The 24,898-nt window shown below is 47.1% G+C and carries 7 protein-coding genes; 5 read left to right on the forward strand and 2 right to left on the reverse strand.

The window, feature by feature from the left end; genetic code table 11:
- Nucleotides 1–342: 342 nt before the first annotated feature.
- Entirely contained in the window at nt 343–3,420 is a 3,078-nt protein-coding gene (locus GO493_RS24305) for a lantibiotic dehydratase (protein WP_157308835.1), read from the forward strand.
- Here the strand turns inward: GO493_RS24305 and GO493_RS24310 are convergent.
- Both GO493_RS24310 and GO493_RS24315 read right to left on the reverse strand, forming a co-directional pair.
- A complete protein-coding gene (locus GO493_RS24310; protein WP_157308836.1) occupies nt 3,409–4,143 on the reverse strand; it encodes a LytR/AlgR family response regulator transcription factor in 735 nt (244 codons plus the stop codon). The two genes, GO493_RS24305 and GO493_RS24310, sit on opposite strands and share 12 nt — an antisense overlap.
- Nucleotides 4,140–5,252, reverse strand: a complete 1,113-nt coding sequence (locus GO493_RS24315; protein ID WP_157308837.1) for a sensor histidine kinase — start codon at nt 5,250–5,252, stop codon at nt 4,140–4,142. Before GO493_RS24315 ends, GO493_RS24310 begins: the two co-directional genes overlap by 4 nt.
- A gap of 204 nt (nt 5,253–5,456) precedes the next feature.
- On the opposite strand from GO493_RS24315, the gene GO493_RS24320 reads away from it, so the two are divergent.
- The 4 genes from GO493_RS24320 (at nt 5,457) to GO493_RS24335 (ending at nt 24,890) form a co-directional block, all read left to right on the forward strand.
- The gene (locus GO493_RS24320; protein WP_157308838.1) at nt 5,457–5,645 is read left to right on the forward strand and encodes a hypothetical protein; all 189 of its coding nucleotides are present in this window, start codon (nt 5,457–5,459) and stop codon (nt 5,643–5,645) included.
- Between the two features lie 66 nt (nt 5,646–5,711).
- Nucleotides 5,712–6,227: a UpxY family transcription antiterminator gene (locus GO493_RS24325; RefSeq protein WP_157308839.1), complete on the forward strand. Its 516-nt coding sequence runs from the start codon at nt 5,712–5,714 to the stop codon at nt 6,225–6,227.
- A 175-nt stretch (nt 6,228–6,402) separates the two neighbouring features.
- Nucleotides 6,403–7,836: a condensation domain-containing protein gene (locus tag GO493_RS24330; protein ID WP_157308840.1), complete on the forward strand. Its 1,434-nt coding sequence runs from the start codon at nt 6,403–6,405 to the stop codon at nt 7,834–7,836.
- Between the two features lie 74 nt (nt 7,837–7,910).
- Entirely contained in the window at nt 7,911–24,890 is a 16,980-nt protein-coding gene (locus tag GO493_RS24335; protein ID WP_157308841.1) for a non-ribosomal peptide synthetase, read from the forward strand.
- Nucleotides 24,891–24,898 lie beyond the last annotated feature (8 nt).

Consider the following 24,898-nt stretch of genomic DNA (forward strand, 5'->3'; position numbering starts at 1 on the left):
AATACCTTGAATTTTAAGGGAATGGGGCCTTTTTTTTAATATAACCTTTTTTACTTCGTAATCTTTCAGTATATTTTGTCAAAGATTATAGTATTGTTTCACTGAACCCGACATACTGGAAATGAAAGATACCGGTTTTATCATAGAGTTTTATACTGGCTGTACACCAAATAATGTGTCTGGCTATCGGGAATGCACTAAAAATAAGGAATAATATCCTGTAAATACCAAGGGAAGCCCTACTTCGGCTGCCAGGCCTGTGCCAGGCAGGGAATACATTGTTCCCTGTGGATCTGAAAATGCAATAACCCAATGTAGATATTACTAAAAAAATAGTATTGTATGAAGTATGCCTTCTTCCCTGACTTGGCGGTAAGAAACCCTACATTCAGCCATGTTCATTACTTTTCATCTGCCGATTTTGACCAGCTTTTGCAGCAAGACATGTTCAGAGCTGCCTTGTACCTTGCCAGTGCCGATTTTTATAGTGAGTTAGAAAAGCGTGGATTTGAATATGAGAAATTGAGCAATGCCCAGAAAAATACTCTTCGCAAGTACTTTAACCGGGCTTGTTTCAGGCCTACGCCTTTTGGCGCCTTTTCTTCAATAACCAGTGTGGGATGGACAGGGGCAGAGGACGGTATCAGGTTCAGGGAGGAAAAGGTGAATACGCACCTGAAGCTGGATTACCAGCCGAGCCTGAAACTTTGTGAAAAAATACTTGAAACCGAAGCTGGTGGAATGATGCGGTACAGGACCAATGCCTCCCTGTACAAAATATTCCAGCACTTCCGGTATATCAAATACAGTGTTGATGATCAGCAATTGAAAAGATCATTTTCCATTATTTCCCTGATGGAGAATGAGATGATAAGCAAGGTGGTTGACTTTTGTAAAAGCGGACGGTTGCAGAGTGAGATAACAGGGTTTCTGCTTGAAAAAACAAGATATGACCGGAATGTGATTGAAAGCTTTGTTGAACAACTGATCGGGGAACAGATCATCCTGCCGGAATGGGGAGGGAATATAACAGGAGAGGGGTGCCTGGAAGAGTTACTGGAACATCTCTCGGTACAGGGGTTACAGTCGGAACGGATTGAATCGGTCCGATCGGTGCTGTCAGAAATCAACATGGCCGCGGGTCAACCGCAATATCTGCAGGCATGCAGGCAGCAACTGGGGATGTTGCTGGACGAAACAGAAATGGGGAAGAACATCTTTTATGCGGTAACAGAGCGAAACAATGCAGAGGGCGGAATAAATAACAAATACCAGCAGATGATCCTGGACGGGTTATATTGCCTGGATAAGCTGGTGCCGTTTTATGGAAATACGGAGCTGGAAAATTTTAAACAGGCTTTTACAGCCAAGTTTGAAGGCAGGGAAATACCCTTGCTGGTAGCTCTTGATCCGGAAGCTGGCATTGGTTATGAAAACCAGGAGGCTATTGTATATGGTGAGGGTGCTTTACTGAAAGACATACATTTTGACAGCGTTAACCAGGAGCGGGAAGAATACCTGCAATGGACGGCAGGACATGCACTGCTATTGAATAAGCTGCATCAGCAACATGAGAACCGCGATTACCGGCAGCTGCTGCTCACGGAGGAAGACATAGCAGTAATAAAACCTTCGGGCCGGGATTATGAATTACCACCAAGCATTTCAACTATTTTCAGGATACATAATGAATTCGTTTACCTGGAGAGCGCGGGAGGTGCATCAGCTACGTCCCTGATAGGGAGATTTTCTTCCTTTGGCGATAATTTTCTGTCAATGGCCAGGAAGATAGCAGAAAGGGAACAGAGCCTTAACAAGAATGTGATTTTCGCAGAAATAGCTCACATATGTGATATGCACGCGGCCAATATTAACAGGAGAAAACACATCCGCCAATATGAGCTGCCTGTTGTGACAGTGTCAACGTTGGGGGAAGAACAACAACTTGCATTATCAGATATTTTTATATCTGTGCGGAACAACGAGATCATTCTGAGATCGAAGAAACTGAATGCAGTGATAATACCCCGTCTCAGTTCAGCCTTCAATCACAGAAACGGCAGTTTACCATTATTCCGTTTTCTTTGTGATCTGCAATACCAGGGACTGAAAAGCAGTTTTAAACTGGAGTTGAATAATTTTTTTCCGGGACTCCGGTTTTATCCGCGTGTGGTATACAAGCAGACTATCCTTAGCTTGGCTACCTGGTATCTTTCTGCCAGTGATTTTTCTTTTCTCAGGACCACAGATCCTGCCCGGTGGTATGAACAGTTCAATAAGCTGGCAACATCTATCAACCTGCCCCGTTATTTTGCACTCACACAATATGACAACCACCTGGTATTTGACAGGAATGATCATGAGGAAGTCCTGTTATTCCTGGATGCGGTCAGAAATTATGACAGTCTTACACTGACTGAATTCCTGATGAATGAAGAAAACGGGGACCGGGTTACCGACAGCAGGGGTAATCCTTTAATAAGCCAGTATATTGCTCCATTGTATCTTAATGATGCTGTATATAACCAGCCGCATAATCCCGGTTTCGGAGAGCAGCAGGAGACGAATGCCGATCCTGCTGCAGGGACTGACTGGTTGTATTTTAAAATATACTGTCATCCTGTTAAAGCGAATGAATTGCTCTGCGATGTGCTGATGCCGCTGCTTAATATGGTACGTCACACAAACTTTGTCGACAAGTGGTTTTACATACGTTATACGGACCCTGATCACCATATCCGGCTGAGGATGCATATGCTGAACGGCCAGTCAGACATCCTCATTGCGCTTTTTAGTAAAACGCTGAAAGGCTTGCTGGACGACCGGAAAATAGAAAGATATCACCTGGATACCTATACACGGGAGCTGGACAGATATGCGCCTGCATCTATAGAAGATATAGAAACCTTCTTTTTTGCCAGCAGTTTTTTTACCGTTCATTATATTAACAGTGGTATGAAGGGGGAGAGCAGGCATTCCTATGACCTGGATATTATTATGCTTGCGCTTGAAGATATTCAGAACGCATTTGAGCTTACACTGGAGCAGCGCGCCCTGCTTTTTGAAGAGTTATATACGGGCTTTTACCGGGAATTTGGAGAGACCCGGAATCTGAAGAAAAGCCTGGAGAAAAAATATCATGAACTGCGGAAGGAGATGAACGTTATATATGAAAACCTTGGCCAACTGAAAGAGAGCCAGGGCATCCATTGTTCGCAGTTATTTGAAGCGACAAAAACTGTAGCTGATAAGGTTGCTATCATGCAGGATGTACGGGTGGAAAAACTGATAGGGGATATGATACATATGCACCTTAACCGCTTGTTTGTGCAGAACCCGCGTCAGCAGGAGCTGATCATCTACTACCTGTTATATAAACATTATACGGCAATGGTATACCGGAAGCAGTTATCCAGGTAACCTTTTGGTCTTTATCATTTTTTCATTCAGGCGGTTGAAGAAGGCTTCTTTGTAGCTTACTCCAAGTGTAAGCTCCATTTTATCTTTCAGCTGGATAAGGTTTCCGTCTATAGCCACCACTTTGGTAAGGTTCACTATAAAGGATTTATGTACACGCATGAAGATGGCAGGAGGTAAACTCTCCTCCATCTCTTTCATGGTGAGGTAGGTAATATATTTTCCGTTATGGGCATGAATGATCACATAGTTTTTCAGCGCCTGGATCTGAACAACATCTTCATAGGCTAATTTCACGATCTTCCCTTTCATTTCATACTGGATGTAGAAATGCCCACGGCTATTATCTTCTTCTTCCTGCGGGCTTTTAACAATACGGCTGTTCTGTTTATTGATACATTTCAGAAACCTTTCATAAGAGATGGGTTTAAGAATGTAATCAATAGCATTCTTTTCAAAGGCCTGTACTGCATATTTATCGTAAGCTGTAGCAAATACGATAGACGTTTTGTCGTGGAGAAGTTCTGAAAGGTCTATGCCTGATAACTGAGGCATATCAATGTCTACGAAAGTAATGTCAGCATAACCTTTCTCCCGGAAGATCTGCAGCGCTTCCAGCGGGTTTTCAGATGTCCCCATGAGCAGGAGTCCCGGCGTTTGCTCAATGTATTTTGCCAATACTTGTATTGCGTGTTTTTCGTCGTCTACGATATAGCAGCTGATCATATCATTCGGGTTTTATTTAAGTGTATCACCAGGTGTACATAAAAGTCCTGTTCTTCTTTGTTAATGGTCAGGGTATAAGCATCCTTATAAAGATTGTCAAGGCGCTTACGGATATTCACCAGTCCGGTACCATGGCTATAGGCTTTATTCCTGGTTTTTTTCCTGTTTGATGTTACCAGTTCCAGGTCTTCACCATTATAGTTTACCGTAATTTTTCCCGGGTAGTCTTTATCGGTTAGATTGGCATGTTTAAAAACGTTCTCAACGAAAGGCAGCAATCCCATGGGCATGATACGGGCATCGCTGAAGTCGCCGTTAAATTCTACATCCAGGAAAAGCGCATTACTAAAACGTATCTGGTTTATTTTTATGATATTCCCTATCTGGTCTATTTCGTTCTCCAGTTCCACTTTCCCGTCCGGTTCGAGCTCTCTCAGCGAATAATTCATCAGGTCTGACAGTAGCAATATGGCTTCTGAGGCTTCCTGGGATGCCTGCTGCACATTATTGTAGATGAAATTAAGGGTGTTAAAGAGCATATGCGGATTAACCTGGGACTGAAGATAAGCGTTTTCCATCTCGATAAAGCCTTTTTCCAGGTTGCTTTTTTCTACCAGGTGTTGCATCTGCTGTTTTTCAAGGTCCAGCACTTTTCTTTCGGAAGCCATACTTCTGAGTGCAAACCAGTAGGCGAAGCTGAACCCTATAAAGTAGATACCCCGCCATAGCTGGGTAAGTAAAGGGACCAGGTTCGCTTTTTCCAGTTGTGTAAAGATATTCCGGGGGGTATCTGAACTGAAGCTGTCCAGTAAGGCCATCAGGCTCAGATAGAGCAGCAGTTCTGTAACTGTTAGCAGAAAAAACAGGCTGTATGACCTCCGGTTGGACCTGAAGGAGTAATCCATGGTAACATGGGCGTGGAAGTAGAACAGGCTTATATTGATAGCATATGGTAAAATGTAATCAAAATAGATCCCCCTGTCTTTTTGAATATTCCTGAGTAATAGTGCGGATATTTCATAAAGTATGAATAAAGTCCATCCCAGAACGTGGTATTGTATTGTCTTGTTACGAAAAAAAACTAAAGGGCGATACGGGCTGGAGTTCATGTGTCTAAAATAATAAAAAAGGTCATAAAGTAAGGTTCCTTTCCCGGGGCTTTATAACGGGAAAAACCCTAAAACCGGCATAACCGAAAATTCATGTCTCTAAAATAGTAAAAGATATCTTGGGAAAATGCATACTTGTGTAATAATTCCGGGAAGGACCGAATGGAGGACTAATTTGCTCATAAATCTTAAAAACATATCAAAATGAACAACACAATCACATCTCCGTTCTTAATCCAGGCAAAACCTCTTTTCAGGTACGAAAAAAATGCAGGTCATGCACAGCAGGGCAGAAAAATGGATACCACAGCAACTATAACAAGCACCGGCGTAATTGGGGTTTCCTTACTGATGAAGGGCAAAGATGCAAGAAGCGTTTCCCGTTTTGCATAAATAATTGCCTGACCCCACCCCGTCTGATATATCAGAGCCAGCTTTCCTAACCTCATACTTTTTACAATGAGCCAAGGTCAAAAAGAGTCAAAAAAATGGTATGTATTGTATACCCGCCCAAAGTTTGAAAGAAAGATCTGCAAGGAAACTGATTACCTGCATATTGAGCACTACCTCCCGTTATTAACTGTTAACCGTCGCTGGAGTGACAGGATTAAAAAGATAGAGGAGCCATTGTTTTCAAGTTACGTTTTTGTGAAAACCAATATCAGGCGCGGAATAGATCTGTTACAGATCCCTGGTGTAATAAGGTTCGTTGCTTCCGAAGGACGCCCGGCGGAGATCCAGGAAGGTGAAATAGACAGGATCCGGTTGATAGAATCACAGGGGAATGACCTGCAGCGCGAAGACTACTTCACGGCAGGGGATGAGGTAATAGTGACCAAAGGCGCTTTTATGGGGATGAAAGGCATACTGGTAGGATCCCTGGAAAACGGAGCCAGGCTGCTGATCAGACTTTCCCTCCTGAAACAGGCCATATCAGTAGAGATGCCTGTTGGTGACCTGATGAAGATTAGCTGAGGTCCCCCACGTTTTTATAACTTCTTCTGACGTCCAATGTGCCGGACGTCCCGTTAACTATCTCCACTTTTAGTACAAAAATGCAATGTGACTTGAATTAGCGAAGCTCTGCCTTTTAAAGAACGGCAGGAGAATGGGTAACTCATGTCAATGAAAAAAGTAACAGTTGTAAGATATGATTGAGCCACTGAACAGTTCCATTACGGAACACCCGGTAACAGCTGAAGCACTGAAAGGGATACCTATAGCGCCCGCAGCTGATTTCTATGAGCTTTCTTACGCTCAGAAACGCATTCTGGCCGCCAGCAGGGCGGCCAGTGGCAGGCGGCAGTCCAACCTGTTGTTTTTTTCTTTTGTGGATGGGCCGCTGGATATTGATGCTGTAGAAAAAGCTGTAGCAGCGCTGATAGCGCGACATGAAAGCCTGCGTACCAGCATTGTAGAGCAGGAAGAAACTGCCTGGCAGCATATTAATTCTGCCGGTCTGTTCAGTCTGAAGGTCAACTATATAGATATCAGCAACTACGAGAACAAGCATGAACTTACCCAGGAAATTATACATGAAGAACAAAGCTTTGCTTTTGACCTGCAGACCGGGCCACTGATGAGGGTGGTGCTAATTCACTCTGCAGCGGAACAATTCATCCTCATATTTTCTGTTCATCATCTTATTTCTGACGACCGGTCCCTTGAGATCATTGTAAGAGAATTCTTTATGATTTACAATGCGTTCCGGCAGCAAAAAGAGAATCCGCTGCCAGACCTGAGGATCCAGTATAAGGACTTTGTGGCCTGGAAAAACGCCCAGCTGAAGGGAGATAGGCTATGGTCCCTTGAAAATTTCTGGCTGAATTACCTCCAGGATAAATGGCAGGCAGTTAAACTGCCGGAAGACTTTCCCGGCAACAGCCTGGTCTTTCCAGGTGAGGGAATGGCTGAATTTGAAATGAGTTCCGAACTGACAGCCCGGCTTAAAGAAGCCGCCCGGCTGAACGAGGTGAACCTTTTCATTGCATTGGTTGGGGTTGTGGCCATCCTGCTGAACAGGTACTCCGGGCAGGAAGATATTATTGTGGGTGCGCCAGTCACCACCCGGGACCACCCCGAACTGGAAAACCAGGTAGGACAGTACATGGACCTGTTGCCCGTCAGTATCCGCCTGGAGCCGGCTAAGGACAGCCTTACCGTCATCCTGGAGAAGATAAGGAACACTACCCGGGAAGTGCTCAGGTATTATCTATACCCCTACGATATGCTGGCAGAAAGAATGATCGTTTCAGATAACAGGAAGCATATCAAGCCATTCAATATACTGGTACAGCTGGACAACGGTAGTCCGAAAGACTTCCCCGAAGTTCCCGGACTATCTGTTCATAATCATTGGGGAGAATATCTTGCTGACCATACAGACATTATTTTTAAGTTCAGGACAATAGACAACTATATCAAAACCGGTGTTGTATACAATACCGCATTGTTCAAGAGATCCACCATCAACCGGATCAATGAGAACCTGCTGCATATAACCCGCCTTACAACGGAAGATCTGAACAGGGCTATAAACAGCATAGACCTGATAGAGCTATCAATGGCTCAACCGGAAGATTAGCCCGAATTATTATCCCCCTTTTTCTGTTTTAGAATAACCGGTGACCTGATGGTCGCCTTTGAATCATATATGAGATGAAAAAAATAGCATCCGTACAGGAACCTATTTGGTTAACACAGCATATTTATACCGGATCCACCCTCTATAACGTGGGTGGATATGCCTGCATTGATGGCGGGCTGGAAGTGTCTTTACTGCAGGAGACCATTGAGAAAGTGTTGCAGACTGCAGATGTTACAGAGCTGGGCTATTATGCTTTTAATGAACCAGGTTCAGCATTCAGCAGGTATGACATGGCTGTAACGGACCTTTCCGGCAATGCTGAGCCGGACAGGGCTTGTATGGACTGGATGTATGCTGATATGAACACCGCCCTGGACACAGGTATATGTCTTTTAAAAGTACGATTGCTGAAAGCGTCAGAGAACAGGTATTACTGGTACACTAAAGTGCACCACCTGGTTTTTGATGGTTATTCAATGTCACTGTTCTTTAACAAGGTAGCTGCTGCATACTCCGCCACTATCAATAGAGAAACTGCTTCTCAGGATAATAGCAGGTACTTCTACGAAGATTTTATCCTGGAAGATATTGCATACAAAAATTCAGAGGAATTCAGGAAGAGCGGAGATTTCTGGGAAGACCGCTTAAAACAGTTGCCGGATATCAAGGCATTTCAATCCTGCTTCAGGACAGGGAAAGCCAATACTCTTTCATGTTCCAGGAAGCAGATCTCCATCTCCAGGGAGCTTTATAACCAGCTTGGCAGCTTCTCTGAAAAATATAACTGTACGGCCTTTCATTATTTTATTGCCACATTATTTGTGCTGAATAAATGCTATAATAATAATGAAATCCCGCTGATAGGAATTCCCGTGTTCAACAGGAGGAACAGGTATTTTAAAAATACATTGGGAACATTTGTGAATATGTTGCCATTCTCCATTTCGCTTGAAAATGATGCAACCTTTACAGAAGTGCTTGTACAGGTGAAAAATGAGCTCAGGGACTGTTACCGGCATCAACGCTTTCCATTATACGAAACCCTGAAAAGGTTGGACAGGCAGGGAATTCTTTACAATATATCTTTCTCATACCAGAAAAATACCTATGAGGCGAGGTTGGGCAATACCCTGACCTCTATCAACTTTATTACAAGTGGAGAGCAGCAGGAAGACCTGATATTCCATTTGCTGGAATATTCAGATACAGAAGACCTGGTGCTGGCTGTAGATTACCTGGAAGAGCTGTTCACCGCTGAAATTATTGAAGGGCTGCTGGCACATTTTCATAACCTGCTGAAGACGCTGTTACAGCATGGTAATGTGCCTTTACAGAAGCAGGACTATTTAAGCGTGCAGGAGAAACAATTATTGTTGAACACTTTCAATAATACAGATGCTGCTTATCCTTCAGATAAGACATTGGTGGAGTTATTTGAAGCCCAGGTGGCACGTACGCCTGATCATATAGCCCTTGTATTTAATGACGCTTCCTTTACTTATCGCGAACTGAATGAGCGTGCTAACCAGTTAGGCGCTTACCTGCGTGAGCAGTATCATGTTCATGCTGATGATCTTATAGGTGTACAATTACATCGTAGTGAGCAGATGATCATAGCGTTGCTTGGTGTATTGAAATCAGGCGGCGCATATGTGCCTGTTGATCCCGGTTATCCGCAGGAGCGCATAGATTATATGCTGGAAGACAGCGGATGTAAGGCGCTGCTGGATGCAGCCGGCATGGAAGGATTTATGGCGGTAGCAGATAACTACAGTGGTGAAAACCTGCCTTTGGTAAATAAACCAACAGACCTTGTATATGTGATCTACACCTCCGGCTCTACCGGTAGGCCTAAAGGTTGTATGCTGGAACATCGTGGTGTGATCAACCGCATAGAATGGATGTGGTCTCACTATGGTTTCTGTTCAGATGATATCATCCTTCAGAAAACGACGTTCACTTTTGACGTATCTGTGTGGGAGCTGTGGATGCCTTTATGCTGGGGCACACGTATGGTGCTTTGTCAACAGGATGATATCAGCTCGCCTGACCGTATAACAGAGCTGATCAGCCGTGAGGGCGTCACCTGCCTTCATTTTGTACCGAGCATGCTGCAGGCGTTTCTTTCTTCACAGGAAGACCGTGCAGATCTTGCGGATCAGCTTCAGAGCCTTCGCCGTGTTATTACGAGTGGCGAGGCGTTACCGGCAGAGACGGTTAACAGCTGGTATGAACTGGTGGATGTACCTGTTCATAACCTTTACGGCCCTACGGAGGCATCCGTGGATGTAACTTATTATGCCACTCAGCGTGGGGATCGTTGTATTCCCATTGGCCGTCCTATCTGGAACACATCTATGTATGTGCTGGGTAGTGGAGATCAGCTGGTGCCTGTAGGAGTTGTAGGAGAGATCTGTATAGGGGGAACCGGTCTGGCCCGTGGTTACCTGAACAAACCAGAACTGACAGCAGAAAAATTTGTAGCTAACCCATTCAGGTCAGGGGAGAAGATCTATCGTACGGGAGATCTAGGCCGCTGGCTGGCAGATGGTAATATAGAATACCTGGGCCGCAAAGATGACCAGGTGAAGATCCGTGGCTATCGTATAGAGCTGGGCGAGATAGAAGCCGCTTTACAGGGGTATGAGGGCATATCTGCCGCGGCCGTTATAGCCAGAGCAGTTGGCAGTGGAGAGAAAGAGTTGGTGGCCTATGTGGTAGGAGGGGAAGCCTTACAGGCATCAGCGCTGCGCGCTTACCTGGGTAGTCTTTTACCTGCTTACATGGTACCGGGTTATTATGTACAGCTGGAAGCGCTGCCATTGTCACCTAACGGGAAACTGGACCGCAAGCGGTTACCATCGCCTGAAGGTATGGGGCTGTCTGGTAGTCATGAATATATAGCCCCCCGTAGTGAAACAGAAAAACAACTGGTGCATATCTGGGAGTCCATACTGGGCAAACAGCAGATCGGGATAAAAGATAATTTCTTTGAGCTTGGCGGTCATAGCTTAAAAGCTACACGGCTGGCCAGCCAGATACATAAAGTCTTCCAGGTAAAGCTTTCGCTGAAAGAGTTGTTCTCAGCTACTGTGCTGGAAGATCAGGCCCTGCTGATAGGGCAGGCAGCGAAGAGCCGTTTTACGGCCATCAGTCGTGCACCGGAGCAGACCAGCTATCCTTTGTCATCCGCCCAGCGTCGTTTGTGGGTATTAAGCCAGTTTGAGGAAGGCAGTACTGCCTATAATATGCCTGGCTGTTTTGAGTTCAGCGGAGCGCTGGATGTAGCGGCGCTGGAACGTTCTTTTGCCAGGCTGATAGCCCGTCATGAGAGCCTGCGTACAGTTTTCCGTGAAGATGAGCATGGAGAGGTACGTCAGTATATTGAAGCTTCCGGCTTTGGTATTCGTAGGGAAGACCATCGGGGGGCTACGGCAGAGCAGCTGCAGGCGCTTGTTACAGCTGATGTAATGAAGGCCTTTGACCTGGGTTGTGGACCGCTGCTGCGTGCCAGTCTTTACCAGGTAGCTACTAACCGGTGGATCTTCACGTATGTGATGCATCACATCATCAGCGATGGATGGTCTATGCAGGTGCTGGTGGGTGAGTTACTGGATTATTATCGTAGTTATACATCGGGTAAAGAGCCAGAGGTGTCAGCTTTGCCGTTGCAATATAAGGACTATGCCGTTTGGCAGCAGGAGCAGCTGAATGCCGGAGTATTACAGGCAGATAAAGTTTACTGGGAGGATCGTTTAAGTGGCAGTCTGCCGGTACTGGGTTTGAGTGGCGATCATGTACGTCCTGCGGTTAAAAGCTATCGTGGCGGCCGTAGCCGGTTTTTATTAAATGAAGAGCTGACCGGTCAGCTGAAACAGCTTTTACAGGTGCATGACAGTACTTTGTTTATGGGCCTGCTGGCAGGGGTACAGACATTGCTGTACCGTTATACGGGTCAGGAAGACCTGATCATCGGCAGTCCTGTAGCAGGCCGTGGCCATGCAGATCTTTCAGATCAGATAGGCTTTTATGTGAATACGCTGGCGCTGCGTACACAGCTGAGCGGCAGCGATAGTTATGAAGTGTTGCTGGGTAAGGTGCGTGAGCTGACACTGGAAGCATACGACCATCAGCATTACCCGTTTGATGAGCTGGTGGAAGGCTTGCAGCTGGAGCGTGATCTGAGCCGCAGTCCGCTGTTCGATGTCATGGTGATTATGCAGAACAATGAAGGCTCCGGTACTTTACCGGAGCTGCCGGGAGTAAATATTCGTCCCTATATGCGTGACGGGCAGGTACAGAGCAAGTTTGACCTGACTTTCAGCTTTGTAGAACAGGGGGAAGGATTACAATATGAAATAGAATATAACAGTGATATCTATGAGGGGTCTACAATAGATCGCCTGGGCAGACACCTGGAGCAGCTGTTGGGTGCAATTGCGGCGGCACCGGCTATGCCTCTGGGCACTCTGGATTACCTGGATGCCGCAGAGAAGGAACAGCTGTTGCAGGTCTTTAATGATACGGCACATGCTTATCCTTCAGATAAGACATTGGTGGAGTTATTTGAAGCACAGGTGGCACGTACGCCTGAGCACATCGCCCTTGTGTTTAATGGTACTTCTTTTACTTACCGTGAACTGAATACCCGGGCCAACCAGCTGGGCGCTTACCTGCGGGAGCAGTATCATGTTCATGCTGATGATCTTATAGGTGTACAGTTACATCGTAGTGAGCAGATGATCATCGCATTGCTGGGAGTGCTGAAATCAGGCGGTGCATATGTACCTGTTGATCCCGGTTATCCGCAGGAACGAATTGATTATATGCTGGAAGACAGCGGCTGTAAGGCATTGCTGGATGCAGCAGCCATGGAAGGATTTATGGCAGTAGCAGATAACTACAGCGGTGAGGACCTGCCTTTGGTGAATGAACCGGCAGATCTTGTATATGTGATCTACACCTCCGGTTCTACCGGCCGGCCTAAGGGTGTGATGGTAGAGAACAGGAACCTGGTAAATTACCTTACTGCTATCAATGACTTGTATCATGTAAAGGGAGACGACCGTATTCTGCAGGCCTCTAATTTCTCATTTGACGCTTCTGTTGAACAGATATTTCTTTCTCTCGTATATGGCGCTACGTTATATGTTATCCCTGCTGATCTGCTGGTGGATGATGCAGCTCTGAATGTTTTCATAGAAGAGAATGCCATCACACATCTGCATTCAGTACCTGCCTTACTGGAAAGGATAGATGTTGTGCCTGATTCCTCTCTCAGACGGATTATTTCTGCAGGTGAGGATTGTCCTGCTTCTTTGTTAAATAAATGGTATTCCAGGGTTAACTTTTATAATAAATACGGCCCCACGGAAGCTACAATTTCTTCAACCATTTTTCAGGCAAAAGCGCAAACGCCGCTGCTTTCAAAAGTACCGATAGGAAGCCCGGTAAGTAATAAAATATACATTGTTGACGAACAGGGATTATTAGTGCCGGCAGGTGTAGCCGGAGAGCTTTGCATAAGTGGAGCTGGCATTGCCCGTGGTTACCTGAACAAACCTGAGCTGACGGCAGAGAAGTTTGTATCTGATCCATTCAGGGCAGGGGAGAGAATGTATCGTACGGGAGATCTCGCCCGCTGGCTGGCAGATGGTAATATAGAATACCTTGGCCGCAAAGATGACCAGGTGAAGATCCGTGGCTATCGTATAGAGCTGGGCGAGATAGAAGCCGCTTTACAGGGGCATGAGGGCATATCTGCCGCAGCAGTTATCGCCCGGGTTACAGGCAGTGGAGAGAAAGAGCTGGTAGCGTATGTTGTAGGGGATGAAGCCTTACAGGCATCAGTGCTGCGCACTTACCTGGGTAGTCTTTTACCTGCTTACATGGTACCAGGTTATTATGTGCAGCTGGCATCGTTGCCATTGTCACCCAACGGGAAGCTGGACCGCAAGCGGTTACCATCACCGGAAGGTATGGGGCTGACGAATGGTCACGAGTATATAGCCCCCCGTACAGCAACAGAAAAACAACTGGTAGAGATCTGGGAATCTATACTGGATAAACAACAGATCGGCATAAAAGATAATTTCTTTGAGCTTGGCGGTCATAGCTTAAAAGCTACACGGCTGGCCAGCCAGATACATAAAGTCTTCCATGTAAAGCTTTCGCTGAAAGAGTTGTTCTCAGCTACTGTGCTGGAAGATCAGGCCCTGCTGATAGGGCAGGCAGCGAAGAGCCGTTTTACGGCCATCAGTCGTGCACCGGAGCAGACCAGCTATCCTTTGTCATCCGCCCAGCGTCGTTTGTGGGTATTAAGCCAGTTTGAGGAAGGCAGTACTGCCTATAATATGCCTGGCTGTTTTGAGTTCAGCGGAGCGCTGGATGTAGCGGCGCTGGAACGTTCCTTTGCAAAGCTGATAGATCGTCATGAGAGCCTGCGTACAGTTTTCCGTGAAGATGAACAGGGAGAGGTACGTCAGTATATTGAAGCTTCCGGCTTTGGTATTCGTAGGGAAGACCATCGGGGGGCTACGGCAGAGCAGCTGCAGGCGCTTGTTACAGCTGATGTAATGAAGGCCTTTGACCTGGGTTGTGGACCGCTGCTGCGTGCCAGTCTTTACCAGGTAGCTACTAACCGGTGGATCTTCACGTATGTGATGCATCACATCATCAGCGATGGATGGTCTATGCAGGTGCTGGTGGGTGAGTTACTGGATTATTATCGTAGTTATACATCGGGTAAAGAGCCAGAGGTGTCAGCTTTGCCGTTGCAATATAAGGACTATGCCGTTTGGCAGCAGGAGCAGCTGAATGCCGGAGTATTACAGGCAGATAAAGTTTACTGGGAGGATCGTTTAAGTGGCAGTCTGCCAGTACTGGGGTTGAGTGGCGATCATGTACGTCCTGCGGTTAAAAGCTATCGTGGCGGCCGTAGCCGGTTTTTATTAAATGAAGAGCTGACCGGTCAGCTGAAACAGCTTTTACAGGTGCATGACAGTACTTTGTTTATGGGCCTGCTGGCAGGGGTACAGACATTGCTGTACCGTTATACGGGTCAGGAAGACCTGATCATCGGCAGTCCTGTAGCAGGCCGTGGCCATGCAGATCTTTCAGATCAGATAGGCTTTTATGTGAATACGCTGGCGCTGCGTACACAGCTGAGCGGCAGCGATAGTTATGAAGTGTTGCTGGGCAGGGTGCGTGAGCTGACACTGGAAGCATACGACCATCAGCATTACCCTTTTGATGAGCTGGTGGAAAGCTTGCAGCTGGAGCGTGATCTGAGCCGCAGTCCGCTGTTCGATGTCATGGTGATTATGCAGAACAATGAAGGCGCCGGTACTTTACCGGAGCTGCCGGGAGTAAATATTCGTCCTTATATGCGGGAGGGCCAGGTACAGAGCAAGTTTGACCTGACTTTCAGCTTTGTAGAACAGGGGGAAGGATTACAATATGAAATAGAATATAACAGTGATATCTATGAGGGGTCTACAATAGATCGTCTGGGCAGACACCTGGAGCAGCTGTTGGGTGCAATCGCGGCGGCGCCGGCTATGCCTCTGGGCACTTTGGATTACCTGGATGCAGCAGAGAAAGAACAGCTGCTGCAGGTCTTTAATGATACGGCACATGCTTATCCTTCAGATAAGACATTGGTGGAGTTATTTGAAGCCCAGGTGGCACGTACGCCTGAGCACATCGCCCTTGTGTTTAATGGTACTTCTTTTACTTACAGTGAACTGAATACCCGGGCCAACCAGCTGGGCGCTTACCTGCGGGAGCAGTATCATGTTCATGCTGATGATCTTATAGGTGTACAGTTACATCGTAGTGAGCAGATGATCATCGCATTGCTGGGAGTGCTGAAATCAGGCGGTGCATATGTACCTGTTGATCCCGGTTATCCGCAGGAACGAATTGATTATATGCTGGAAGACAGCGGCTGTAAGGCATTGCTGGATGCAGCAGCCATGGAAGGATTTATGGCGGTAGCAGATAACTACAGCGGTGAGGACCTGCCTTTGGTGAATAAACCAACAGACCTTGTATATGTGATCTACACCTCCGGTTCTACCGGTAGACCTAAAGGCTGTATGCTGGAACATCGTGGTGTGATCAACCGCATAGAATGGATGTGGTCTCACTATGGTTTCTGTTCAGATGATATCATCCTTCAGAAAACGACGTTCACTTTTGACGTATCTGTGTGGGAACTGTGGATGCCTTTATGCTGGGGCACACGTATGGTGCTTTGTCAACAGGATGATATCAGCTCGCCTGACCGTATAACAGAGCTGATCAGCCGTGAGGGCGTCACCTGCCTTCATTTTGTACCGAGCATGCTGCAGGCGTTCCTTTCTTCACAGGAAGACCGTGCAGATCTTGCAGATCAGCTTCAGAGCCTTCGCCGTGTTATTACGAGTGGTGAGGCGTTACCGGCAGCGACGGTTAACAGCTGGTATGAACTGGTGGATGTACCTGTTCATAACCTTTACGGCCCTACGGAGGCATCCGTGGACGTAACTTATTATGCCACTCAGCGTGGAGATCGCCGTATTCCAATTGGCCGTCCTATCTGGAACACATCTATGTATGTGCTGGGAAGTGGAGACCAGCTGGCGCCTGTAGGAGTTGTGGGAGAGATCTGTATAGGTGGAACCGGTCTGGCCCGCGGTTACCTGAACAAACCAGAACTGACAGCAGAAAAATTTGTAGCTAATCCTTATCGTATAGGAGAGAAGATCTATCGTACGGGAGATCTAGGCCGCTGGCTGGCAGATGGTAATATAGAATACCTGGGGCGCAAAGATGACCAGGTGAAGATCCGTGGCTATCGTATAGAGCTGGGCGAGATAGAAGCCGCTTTACAGGAGTATGAGGGCATATCTGCCGCGGCCGTTATAGCCAGAGCAGTTGGCAGTGGAGAGAAAGAGCTGGTGGCCTATGTGGTAGGAGATGAAGCCTTACAGGCATCAGCGCTGCGCGCTTACCTGGGTAGTCTTTTACCTGCTTACATGGTACCGGGTTATTATGTACAGCTGGAAGCGCTGCCATTGTCACCTAACGGGAAACTGGACCGCAAGCGGTTACCATCGCCTGAAGGTATGGGGCTGTCTGGTAGTCATGAATATATAGCCCCCCGTAGTGAAACAGAAAAACAACTGGTGCATATCTGGGAGTCCATACTGGGCAAACAGCAGATCGGGATAAAAGATAATTTCTTTGAGCTTGGCGGTCATAGCTTAAAAGCTACACGACTGGCCAGCCAGATACATAAAGTCTTCCATGTAAAGCTTTCGCTGAAAGAGTTGTTCACGGCTACTATCCCTGAAGACCAGGCAGCACTGATAGACAATGCGGTGAAGAGCCGTTTTACAGCCATCAGCCGGGCGCCGGAACAGGTAAGCTATCCCTTGTCCTCCGCCCAGCGTCGTTTGTGGGTATTAAGCCAGTTTGAGGAGGGCAGTACGGCTTATAATATGCCGGGCTGCTTTGAGTTCAGCGGAGAGCTGGATGTAGTAGCGCTGGAACGTTCTTTTGCCAGGTTGATAGCCCGTCATGAGAGCCTGCGTACAGTTTTCCGTGAAGATGAGCATGGAGAGGTACGTCAGTATATCATTGCCTGGGAAACGGCTGGTTTCCGTATCGGGTTTGAAGATCTGAGAGGTGTAGCTGCCGGGCAGTTAGATGCACTGGTAGCCCTTGATGTAATGAGAGCCTTTGATCTGGTTTGTGGTCCGCTGCTGCGTGCCAGTCTTTACCAGGTAGATGGTAACCGGTGGATCTTCACGTATGTGATGCATCACATCATCAGCGATGGATGGTCTATGCAGGTGCTGGTGGGAGAATTACTGAATTATTATCGTAGTTATACAGCGGGAAAAGAGCCAGAGGTATCAGCTTTACCGTTGCAATATAAGGACTATGCCGTTTGGCAGCAGGAGCAGCTGAATGGAGGAGTATTACAGGCGGATAAAGTTTACTGGGAGGATCGTTTAAGTGGTAGTCTGCCGGTACTGGGTTTGAGTGGCGATCATGTACGTCCTGCGGTTAAAAGCTATCGTGGCGGCCGTAGCCGGTTTTTATTAAATGAAGCGTTGACTGACCAGCTGAAACAGCTTTTACAGGAACATGACTGTACCCTGTTTATGGGACTGCTGGCTGGTGTGCAGACATTGCTGTACCGTTATAGCGGTCAGGAAGATCTTATTATAGGGAGTCCTGTAGCAGGCCGTGGCCATGCAGATCTTTCAGATCAGATAGGCTTTTATGTTAACACGCTTGCACTTCGTACCCGGTTAAGTGGCAGCGATAGCTATGAAGCGTTGCTGGGCAAGGTTCGAGAGCTGACACTGGAAGCATATGACCATCAGCATTATCCTTTTGATGAGCTGGTGGAAGGTTTGCCTCTTGAGCGTGATCTGAGCCGCAGCCCGTTGTTTGATGTCATGGTGGTATTACAGAACAATGAAGGCGCCGGATTTTTACCGGAGTTGCCGGGTTTGAGCATCCGTCCTTATACACAGAACGGACAGGTGCAGAGCAGGTTTGACCTGTTATTTCACTTCACGGAAGTGGGCACAGGCCTGGAAATGGTGATAGAATTCAACAGTGATATTTATGAAAAGTCTACAATAGACCGTCTGGGTACACACCTGGAGCTGCTGCTGGAAAATATGACAATATCTCCGCAGATGCCTTTGGGAGAGCTGGATTACCTGGGTACTTCCGAGAAATTACAGTTACTGGGTACTTTCAACAATACAGCTGCTTCTTATCCGGCTGATAAGACGATAGTGGACCTGTTCAGGGAACAGGTAATGAGCACACCGGAACATACTGCTATATACTGGGAAGGAAGGAGTATCAGCTATCGTGAGCTGGATGAGCACTCTAATCAACTGGCACATTACCTGAAAGTGAATTATCCTATAGGACCGGATAACCTGATCGCTATTAAAATGGAAAGAAGCGATGCTTTCATCATAGCCATCCTGGCCGTTTTGAAAGCCGGCGCTGCTTACCTGCCAATTGATCCCAATTATCCGGCAGAAAGGGTGGCTTACCTGGAAAAGGACAGTAATTGCGTGATAACTATCGATTTTTCTCTGTATACGCAGTTCCTGAAGCAAAGAGCACGTTATTCAATATTGCCACTGTTCACCGTTATCCGGCCGGATAACCTGGTATACCTGATCTATACTTCCGGTTCGACAGGGAATCCGAAAGGAATTATGATGACGCACAGGGCAATGCTGAACCTGATGATGTTCCATGTAAATGAATTTGCCCCTGGAGAAGTGAAGAAAGTATTGCAGTGTGCCAGTGTAAGCTTTGATGTTTCTTTCCAGGAAATATTCTCAACGTTACTGGCGGGTGCAGCTTTATATCCTATAACAGAAGATAGCAAGAAGGATGTAACAGAGCTGGTTGATTTTGTTACAGGAAATAGTATAGATACTATGTTCCTGCCTACTGCATACTTCAAGTTATTAATGGAAGAGGAATACTTCCTGACACTTATCGGGTTATCTGTCAGGCATATTATTGTTGCCGGGGAACAGCTGGTGTTGGGAGAGGCATTCATTGCCTATCTGAAAACGCATAATCTGGTATTACATAACCACTATGGCCCGGCAGAAACGCATGTAGTTACTACTATCCGGTTATCAAAAGAACAGTCTGCCACGCTGAAAAAAATTCCTTCTATCGGAAAGCCGGTCAGCAATAATGAGATCTATATACTGGACAGTAAGCTGTCACTTGTACCTGTGGGCGTGATAGGAGAGCTTTGTATAGGTGGTGTGGGTGTTGCAAGAGGTTACCTGAACAAACCAGAGCTGACAGCAGAGAAGTTTGTAGCTAATCCTTTCAGAGCTGGTGAGAGAATGTACCGCACGGGTGATCTTGCCCGCTGGCTGGCAGATGGTAGTATAGAGTACCTGGGCCGTAAAGATGACCAGGTGAAGATCCGTGGATTCCGCATAGAGCCGGGCGAGATAGAAACAGCATTACAGGGCCATGGATCAGTCACTACAGCAGCTGTTATAGCCAGAGCAGTTGGCAGTGGAGAGAAAGAGCTGGTGGCCTATGTAGTAGGAGGGGAAGCCTTACAGGCATCAACGCTGCGCGCTTACCTGGGTAGTCTTTTACCCGCTTACATGGTGCCGGGTTATTTTGTACAGCTGGAAGCGCTGCCCTTATCACCTAACGGGAAACTGGACCGCAAGCGGTTACCATCACCTGAAGGTATGGGGTTGTCTGGTAGTCATGAATATGTAGCTCCCCGGAGTGAAACAGAAAAACAACTGGTGGAGATCTGGGAGTCCATACTGGGCAAACAGCAGATCAGTATAAAAGATAATTTCTTTGAGCTGGGAGGTCATAGCTTAAAAGCAACGCGACTGGCCAGCCAGATACATAAGAGCTTCCAGGTAAAGCTGTCGCTGAAAGAATTGTTCTCAGCTACTGTACTGGAAGATCAGGCCCTGCTGATAGGGCAGGCAGCGAAGAGCCGTTTTACGGCTATCAGTCGTGCGCCGGAGCAGGCCAGCTATCCTTTGTCATCCGCCCAGCGTCGTTTATGGGTATTAAGCCAGTTTGAAGAAGGCAGTACTGCCTATAATATGCCTGGCTGTTTTGAGTTCAGCGGAGCGCTGGATGTAGTGGCGCTGGAACGTTCTTTTGCCAGGCTGATAGACCGTCATGAAAGCCTTCGTACTGTTTTCCGTGAAGATGAACAGGGAGAGGTACGGCAGTATATAGAAGCTTCCGGTTTTGGTATCCATCGTGAAGATCAGCAGGGAGCCACGGCTGGGCAGCTGCAGGCCCTGGTTACAGCTGATGTGATGAAGGCATTTGACCTGGGTAAAGGCCCGCTGTTGCGTGCCAGTCTTTACCAGGTAGCTGCTAACCGGTGGATCTTCACCTATGTGATGCATCACATTATCAGCGATGGCTGGTCTATGCAGGTGCTGGTGAGTGAGTTACTGGATTACTATCGTAGCTATACAGCCGGCAGGGAGCCGGAAGTTTCGCCTTTGCCATTGCAATATAAAGACTATGCCGTATGGCAGCAGGAGCAACTGGGCGCAGGCGTATTACAGGCAGATAAAGTTTACTGGGAGGATCGTTTAAGTGGTAGTTTGCCGGTACTGGCGCTGAGTGGCGATCATGTACGTCCGGCGGTTAAAAGCTATCGTGGTGGTCGTAGCCGTTTTATGTTAAATGAAGAGCTGACCGGTCAGCTGAAACAGCTGTTACAGTCGCACGACTGTACCCTTTTCATGGGCCTGCTGGCAGGAGTACAGACATTACTGTACCGTTATACCGGTCAGGAAGACCTGATCATTGGCAGCCCTGTAGCGGGTCGCGGTCATGCAGACCTGTCAGCGCAGATAGGCTTTTATGTGAACACGCTGGCATTGCGTACACAGTTAAATGGCAGCGATAGTTATGAAGCGTTGCTGGGTAAGGTGCGTGAGCTGACACTGGAAGCATACGATCATCAACATTACCCGTTTGATGAGCTGGTGGAAGGCTTACAGCTGGAGCGTGATCTGAGCCGCAGTCCGCTGTTCGATGTAATGGTGATTATGCAGAACAATGAAGGCGCTGGCGTTTTACCGGAGCTACCGGGCGTAAATATCCGCCCTTATATGCGTGAAGGCCAGGTACAGAGCAAGTTTGACCTGACCTTCAGTTTTGTTGAACAGGGAGAAGGATTACAATATGAAATAGAATATAACAGTGATATCTATGAGCTATCCACGATAGAACGGTTGGGTATCCACCTTGCACAGCTGTTGTCAGCCATTGCAGCAGCACCAGCTATGCCGCTGGGGCGGCTGGATTACCTGGATGCGTCAGAGAAGGAACAACTGTTGTCAGGCTTTAATGCCACCACACATGATTATCCTTCTGATAAAACACTGGTGGAGTTATTCGAAGAGCAGGTGTCACGCACACCTGGCAATGTAGCGTTGGTGTTTAATGGTACTTCGTTTACTTACCGTGAACTGAATGAGCGTGCCAACCAGTTAGGCGCTTACCTGCGTGAACAGTATCATATCCGTCCTGATGATCTTGTGGGCGTTCAGTTACAGCGCAGTGAAGAGATGATCATCGCTTTGCTGGGCGTATTGAAATCAGGCGGCGCTTACGTACCAATTGATCCCGGTTACCCGCAGGAGCGCATAGACTATATGCTGGAAGACAGTGGTTGTAAAACACTGCTGGATGCAGCTGCCATGGAACGTTTTACAGCAGTAGCCGGTAACTACAGCTGTGAGAACCTGCCTTTGGTGAATCAACCAACAGACCTTGTATATGTGATCTACACCTCCGGTTCTACCGGTAGGCCTAAAGGGGTGATGATAGAGAACAGGAGTGTGAATGCATTTATAGACTGGTGCATGGAGGAGTTCAGGAATGATAATTTTGATATTGTTTTTGCGGTAACTTCTATTTGTTTTGACCTTTCTGTTTTTGAGATCTTCTATACCCTTTGCACAGGGAAAAAGCTGAAGCTGCTGGAAAACGCATTATCTATCAGGCAGCACCTGGATACATCCGGGCATATCCTGTTAAATACAGTACCCAGCGTAGTAGCAATGCTGTTGGCTGAAGATGCAGATCTGAGCAGGGTAAGTGTGTTGAATATGGCGGGAGAACCTATCCCCGGAAAGACCATTGAAAGGCTTGATACGGACAACACTGTTTGCCGGAATTTGTATGGCCCTTCCGAAGATACCACTTACAGTACAGTATACAAGATACAACATGGCAATAAGGTACTGATAGGAAAGCCTATCACCAATACCAGTATATATATTCTTGATGATAGTGAGCAGCTGCTGCCTGTGGGTGTTCCCGGTGAAATCTGTATCAGTGGAGCAGGTCTGGCCCGTGGGTATTTACATAAGCCTGGGCTGACGGCAGAGAAGTTTGTGAATGATCCTTTTCATGCCGGGGAGCGGATGTACAAAACAGGAGACCTGGGAAGGTGGATGCCGGATGGAAATATTGAATTCCTTGGCAGAAAGGATAACCAGGTGAAGGTACGAGGTTTCCGTATAGAGCTGGGTGAGATAGAAACAGTGCTGCAGGGTCTGGGAGATATCGAGGCCGCTGTAGTTACAGCGGTGGTTAACAGTCGCGGGGAAAAAGAGCTGGCAGCATATTTTGTCAGTCAGCACCCCCAAAATATTACCGGTATAAAATCCCGTTTAGGCAGGGTATTACCAGGGTATATGGTGCCTGACCACTATGTGCAGCTGGAGGAGATGCCATATACGGCAACAGGTAAGATAGACCGGAAGAAATTGCCTGATCCGCAGGGGTTGAGCCTTCACCCGGTTGTTGAATACATTGCGCCTGCCACTGATATCCAGAAGAAGCTGGTGTTGATATGGCAGGAGATCTTAGGGAAAGAACAGATTGGAATAAGAGATAATTTCTTTGACCTGGGAGGACATAGTCTGAAGGTTACCCGTCTTGCCAGCTACCTGCATAAAGCGTTTGAGACGCGGATACCCCTGCATGAGCTGTTTGCCGCGCCCGTGCTGGAAGATCAGGCAAGGTTGCTGGAGCAGGCCAGGAAAACGGCCTTTCTCAATATTGAGTGTGCAGCGCCGCAACCAGGTTACCCGCTTTCTTCTGCCCAGCAGCTGATCTGGATTTCCAGCCAGTCTGACGAGGCCAGCAAGGCATATAACATGCCTGCCGCGTATATCCTTGAAGGAACGCTTGACCGCACTGCACTGGAATATGCCTTTAACAGGCTGATTGCCCGTCATGAGAGTTTGCGGACAGTATTCCGGAAAGATGGACTGAGGGGGATGAAACAGTTCATTCTTCCTCAAAGCAGCGCAGGGTTCAACATAGCTTACAGTGATCTGCGACAGGATGAGGAACAGGATAAGTCACTAAAAGGCCTGATCTATGCAGCAGCAACAGATGTGTTCAATCTATCAGCCGGACCGTTGTTAAGAGCAGGGTTGTACCAGCTGGAGAATAACAAATGGGTATTTATCTATACGATGCATCACATTATTACAGATGGCTGGTCCATGAATGTGCTGCTGAAAGAGTTGCTGCTTATCTACGAAGCCTATACAAAAGGAGAGGAAGGCGCTTTAAGCCCGTTACGGATCCAATACAAAGATTATGCAGTATGGCAACAGCAACAGATGAATAAAGCTTCGCTGGTTAACCAGAGAACTTACTGGCTTAAACAGTTTGAAGGCGAGCTGCCTGTGTTGCAATTACCTGTTGATTATCCCCGCCCGGATATGAAGACATACAAGGGGGGAAGCGTGAGGAAAGCCATCAGCTTACAGGTAAGCAATGATATAAAGAACATTGCGCAGGAACGTGGGAGCACGTTGTTCATGGGGCTTTTATCTGCCGTGAATATGCTGTTGCATAATTACACAGGCCAGGAAGATATCATTATCGGAAGCCCGGTAGCCGGAAGGGAGCATATAGACCTGGAAGGACAGATAGGTTTCTATGTGAACACCCTGGCATTAAGAACGCAGTTCAGGGAGAGCAATACTTACCTGGAGCTGCTGGAGCAGGTAAGGCAGATCACCTTAGGCGCCTATGAGCACCAGGTATACCCGTTTGACAGACTTGTGGCAGATCTGGGTTTGCAGGGAGAGGGCCGCAGGAACAACCTGTTTGATGTATCACTGATACTTCAGAATGCCGGTCCTGACCTCAACGGCGTCCGGCACAGGTTGAAGGGGCTTAGTATAGCTCCTTATCAGCAGGAAGGGTATGAACTGAGCAAATTTGATCTGACCTTCTTTTTCATTGAAACGCCTGAGGGACTGCAGGCAAGCATTAAGTACAATACTGATCTTTTCAGAAAAGATACTATCCGGCAAATGCTGGATAACCTCGAAAAACTGCTGACAGAGATCGCAGTCAATCCGCTTGTTACTATTCAGCAGCCGGGCTACTCATACAGCAGTCCCGTCACAGCACATACAGCTGATGTTGACTATTCATTCAAAACAGCTATCAGCGACGAGTTCTGACCCTATCA

Origin of the sequence: Chitinophaga tropicalis (genome assembly GCF_009758205.1) — a bacterium.
GTDB classification, from domain to species: Bacteria; Bacteroidota; Bacteroidia; order Chitinophagales; family Chitinophagaceae; genus Chitinophaga; species Chitinophaga tropicalis.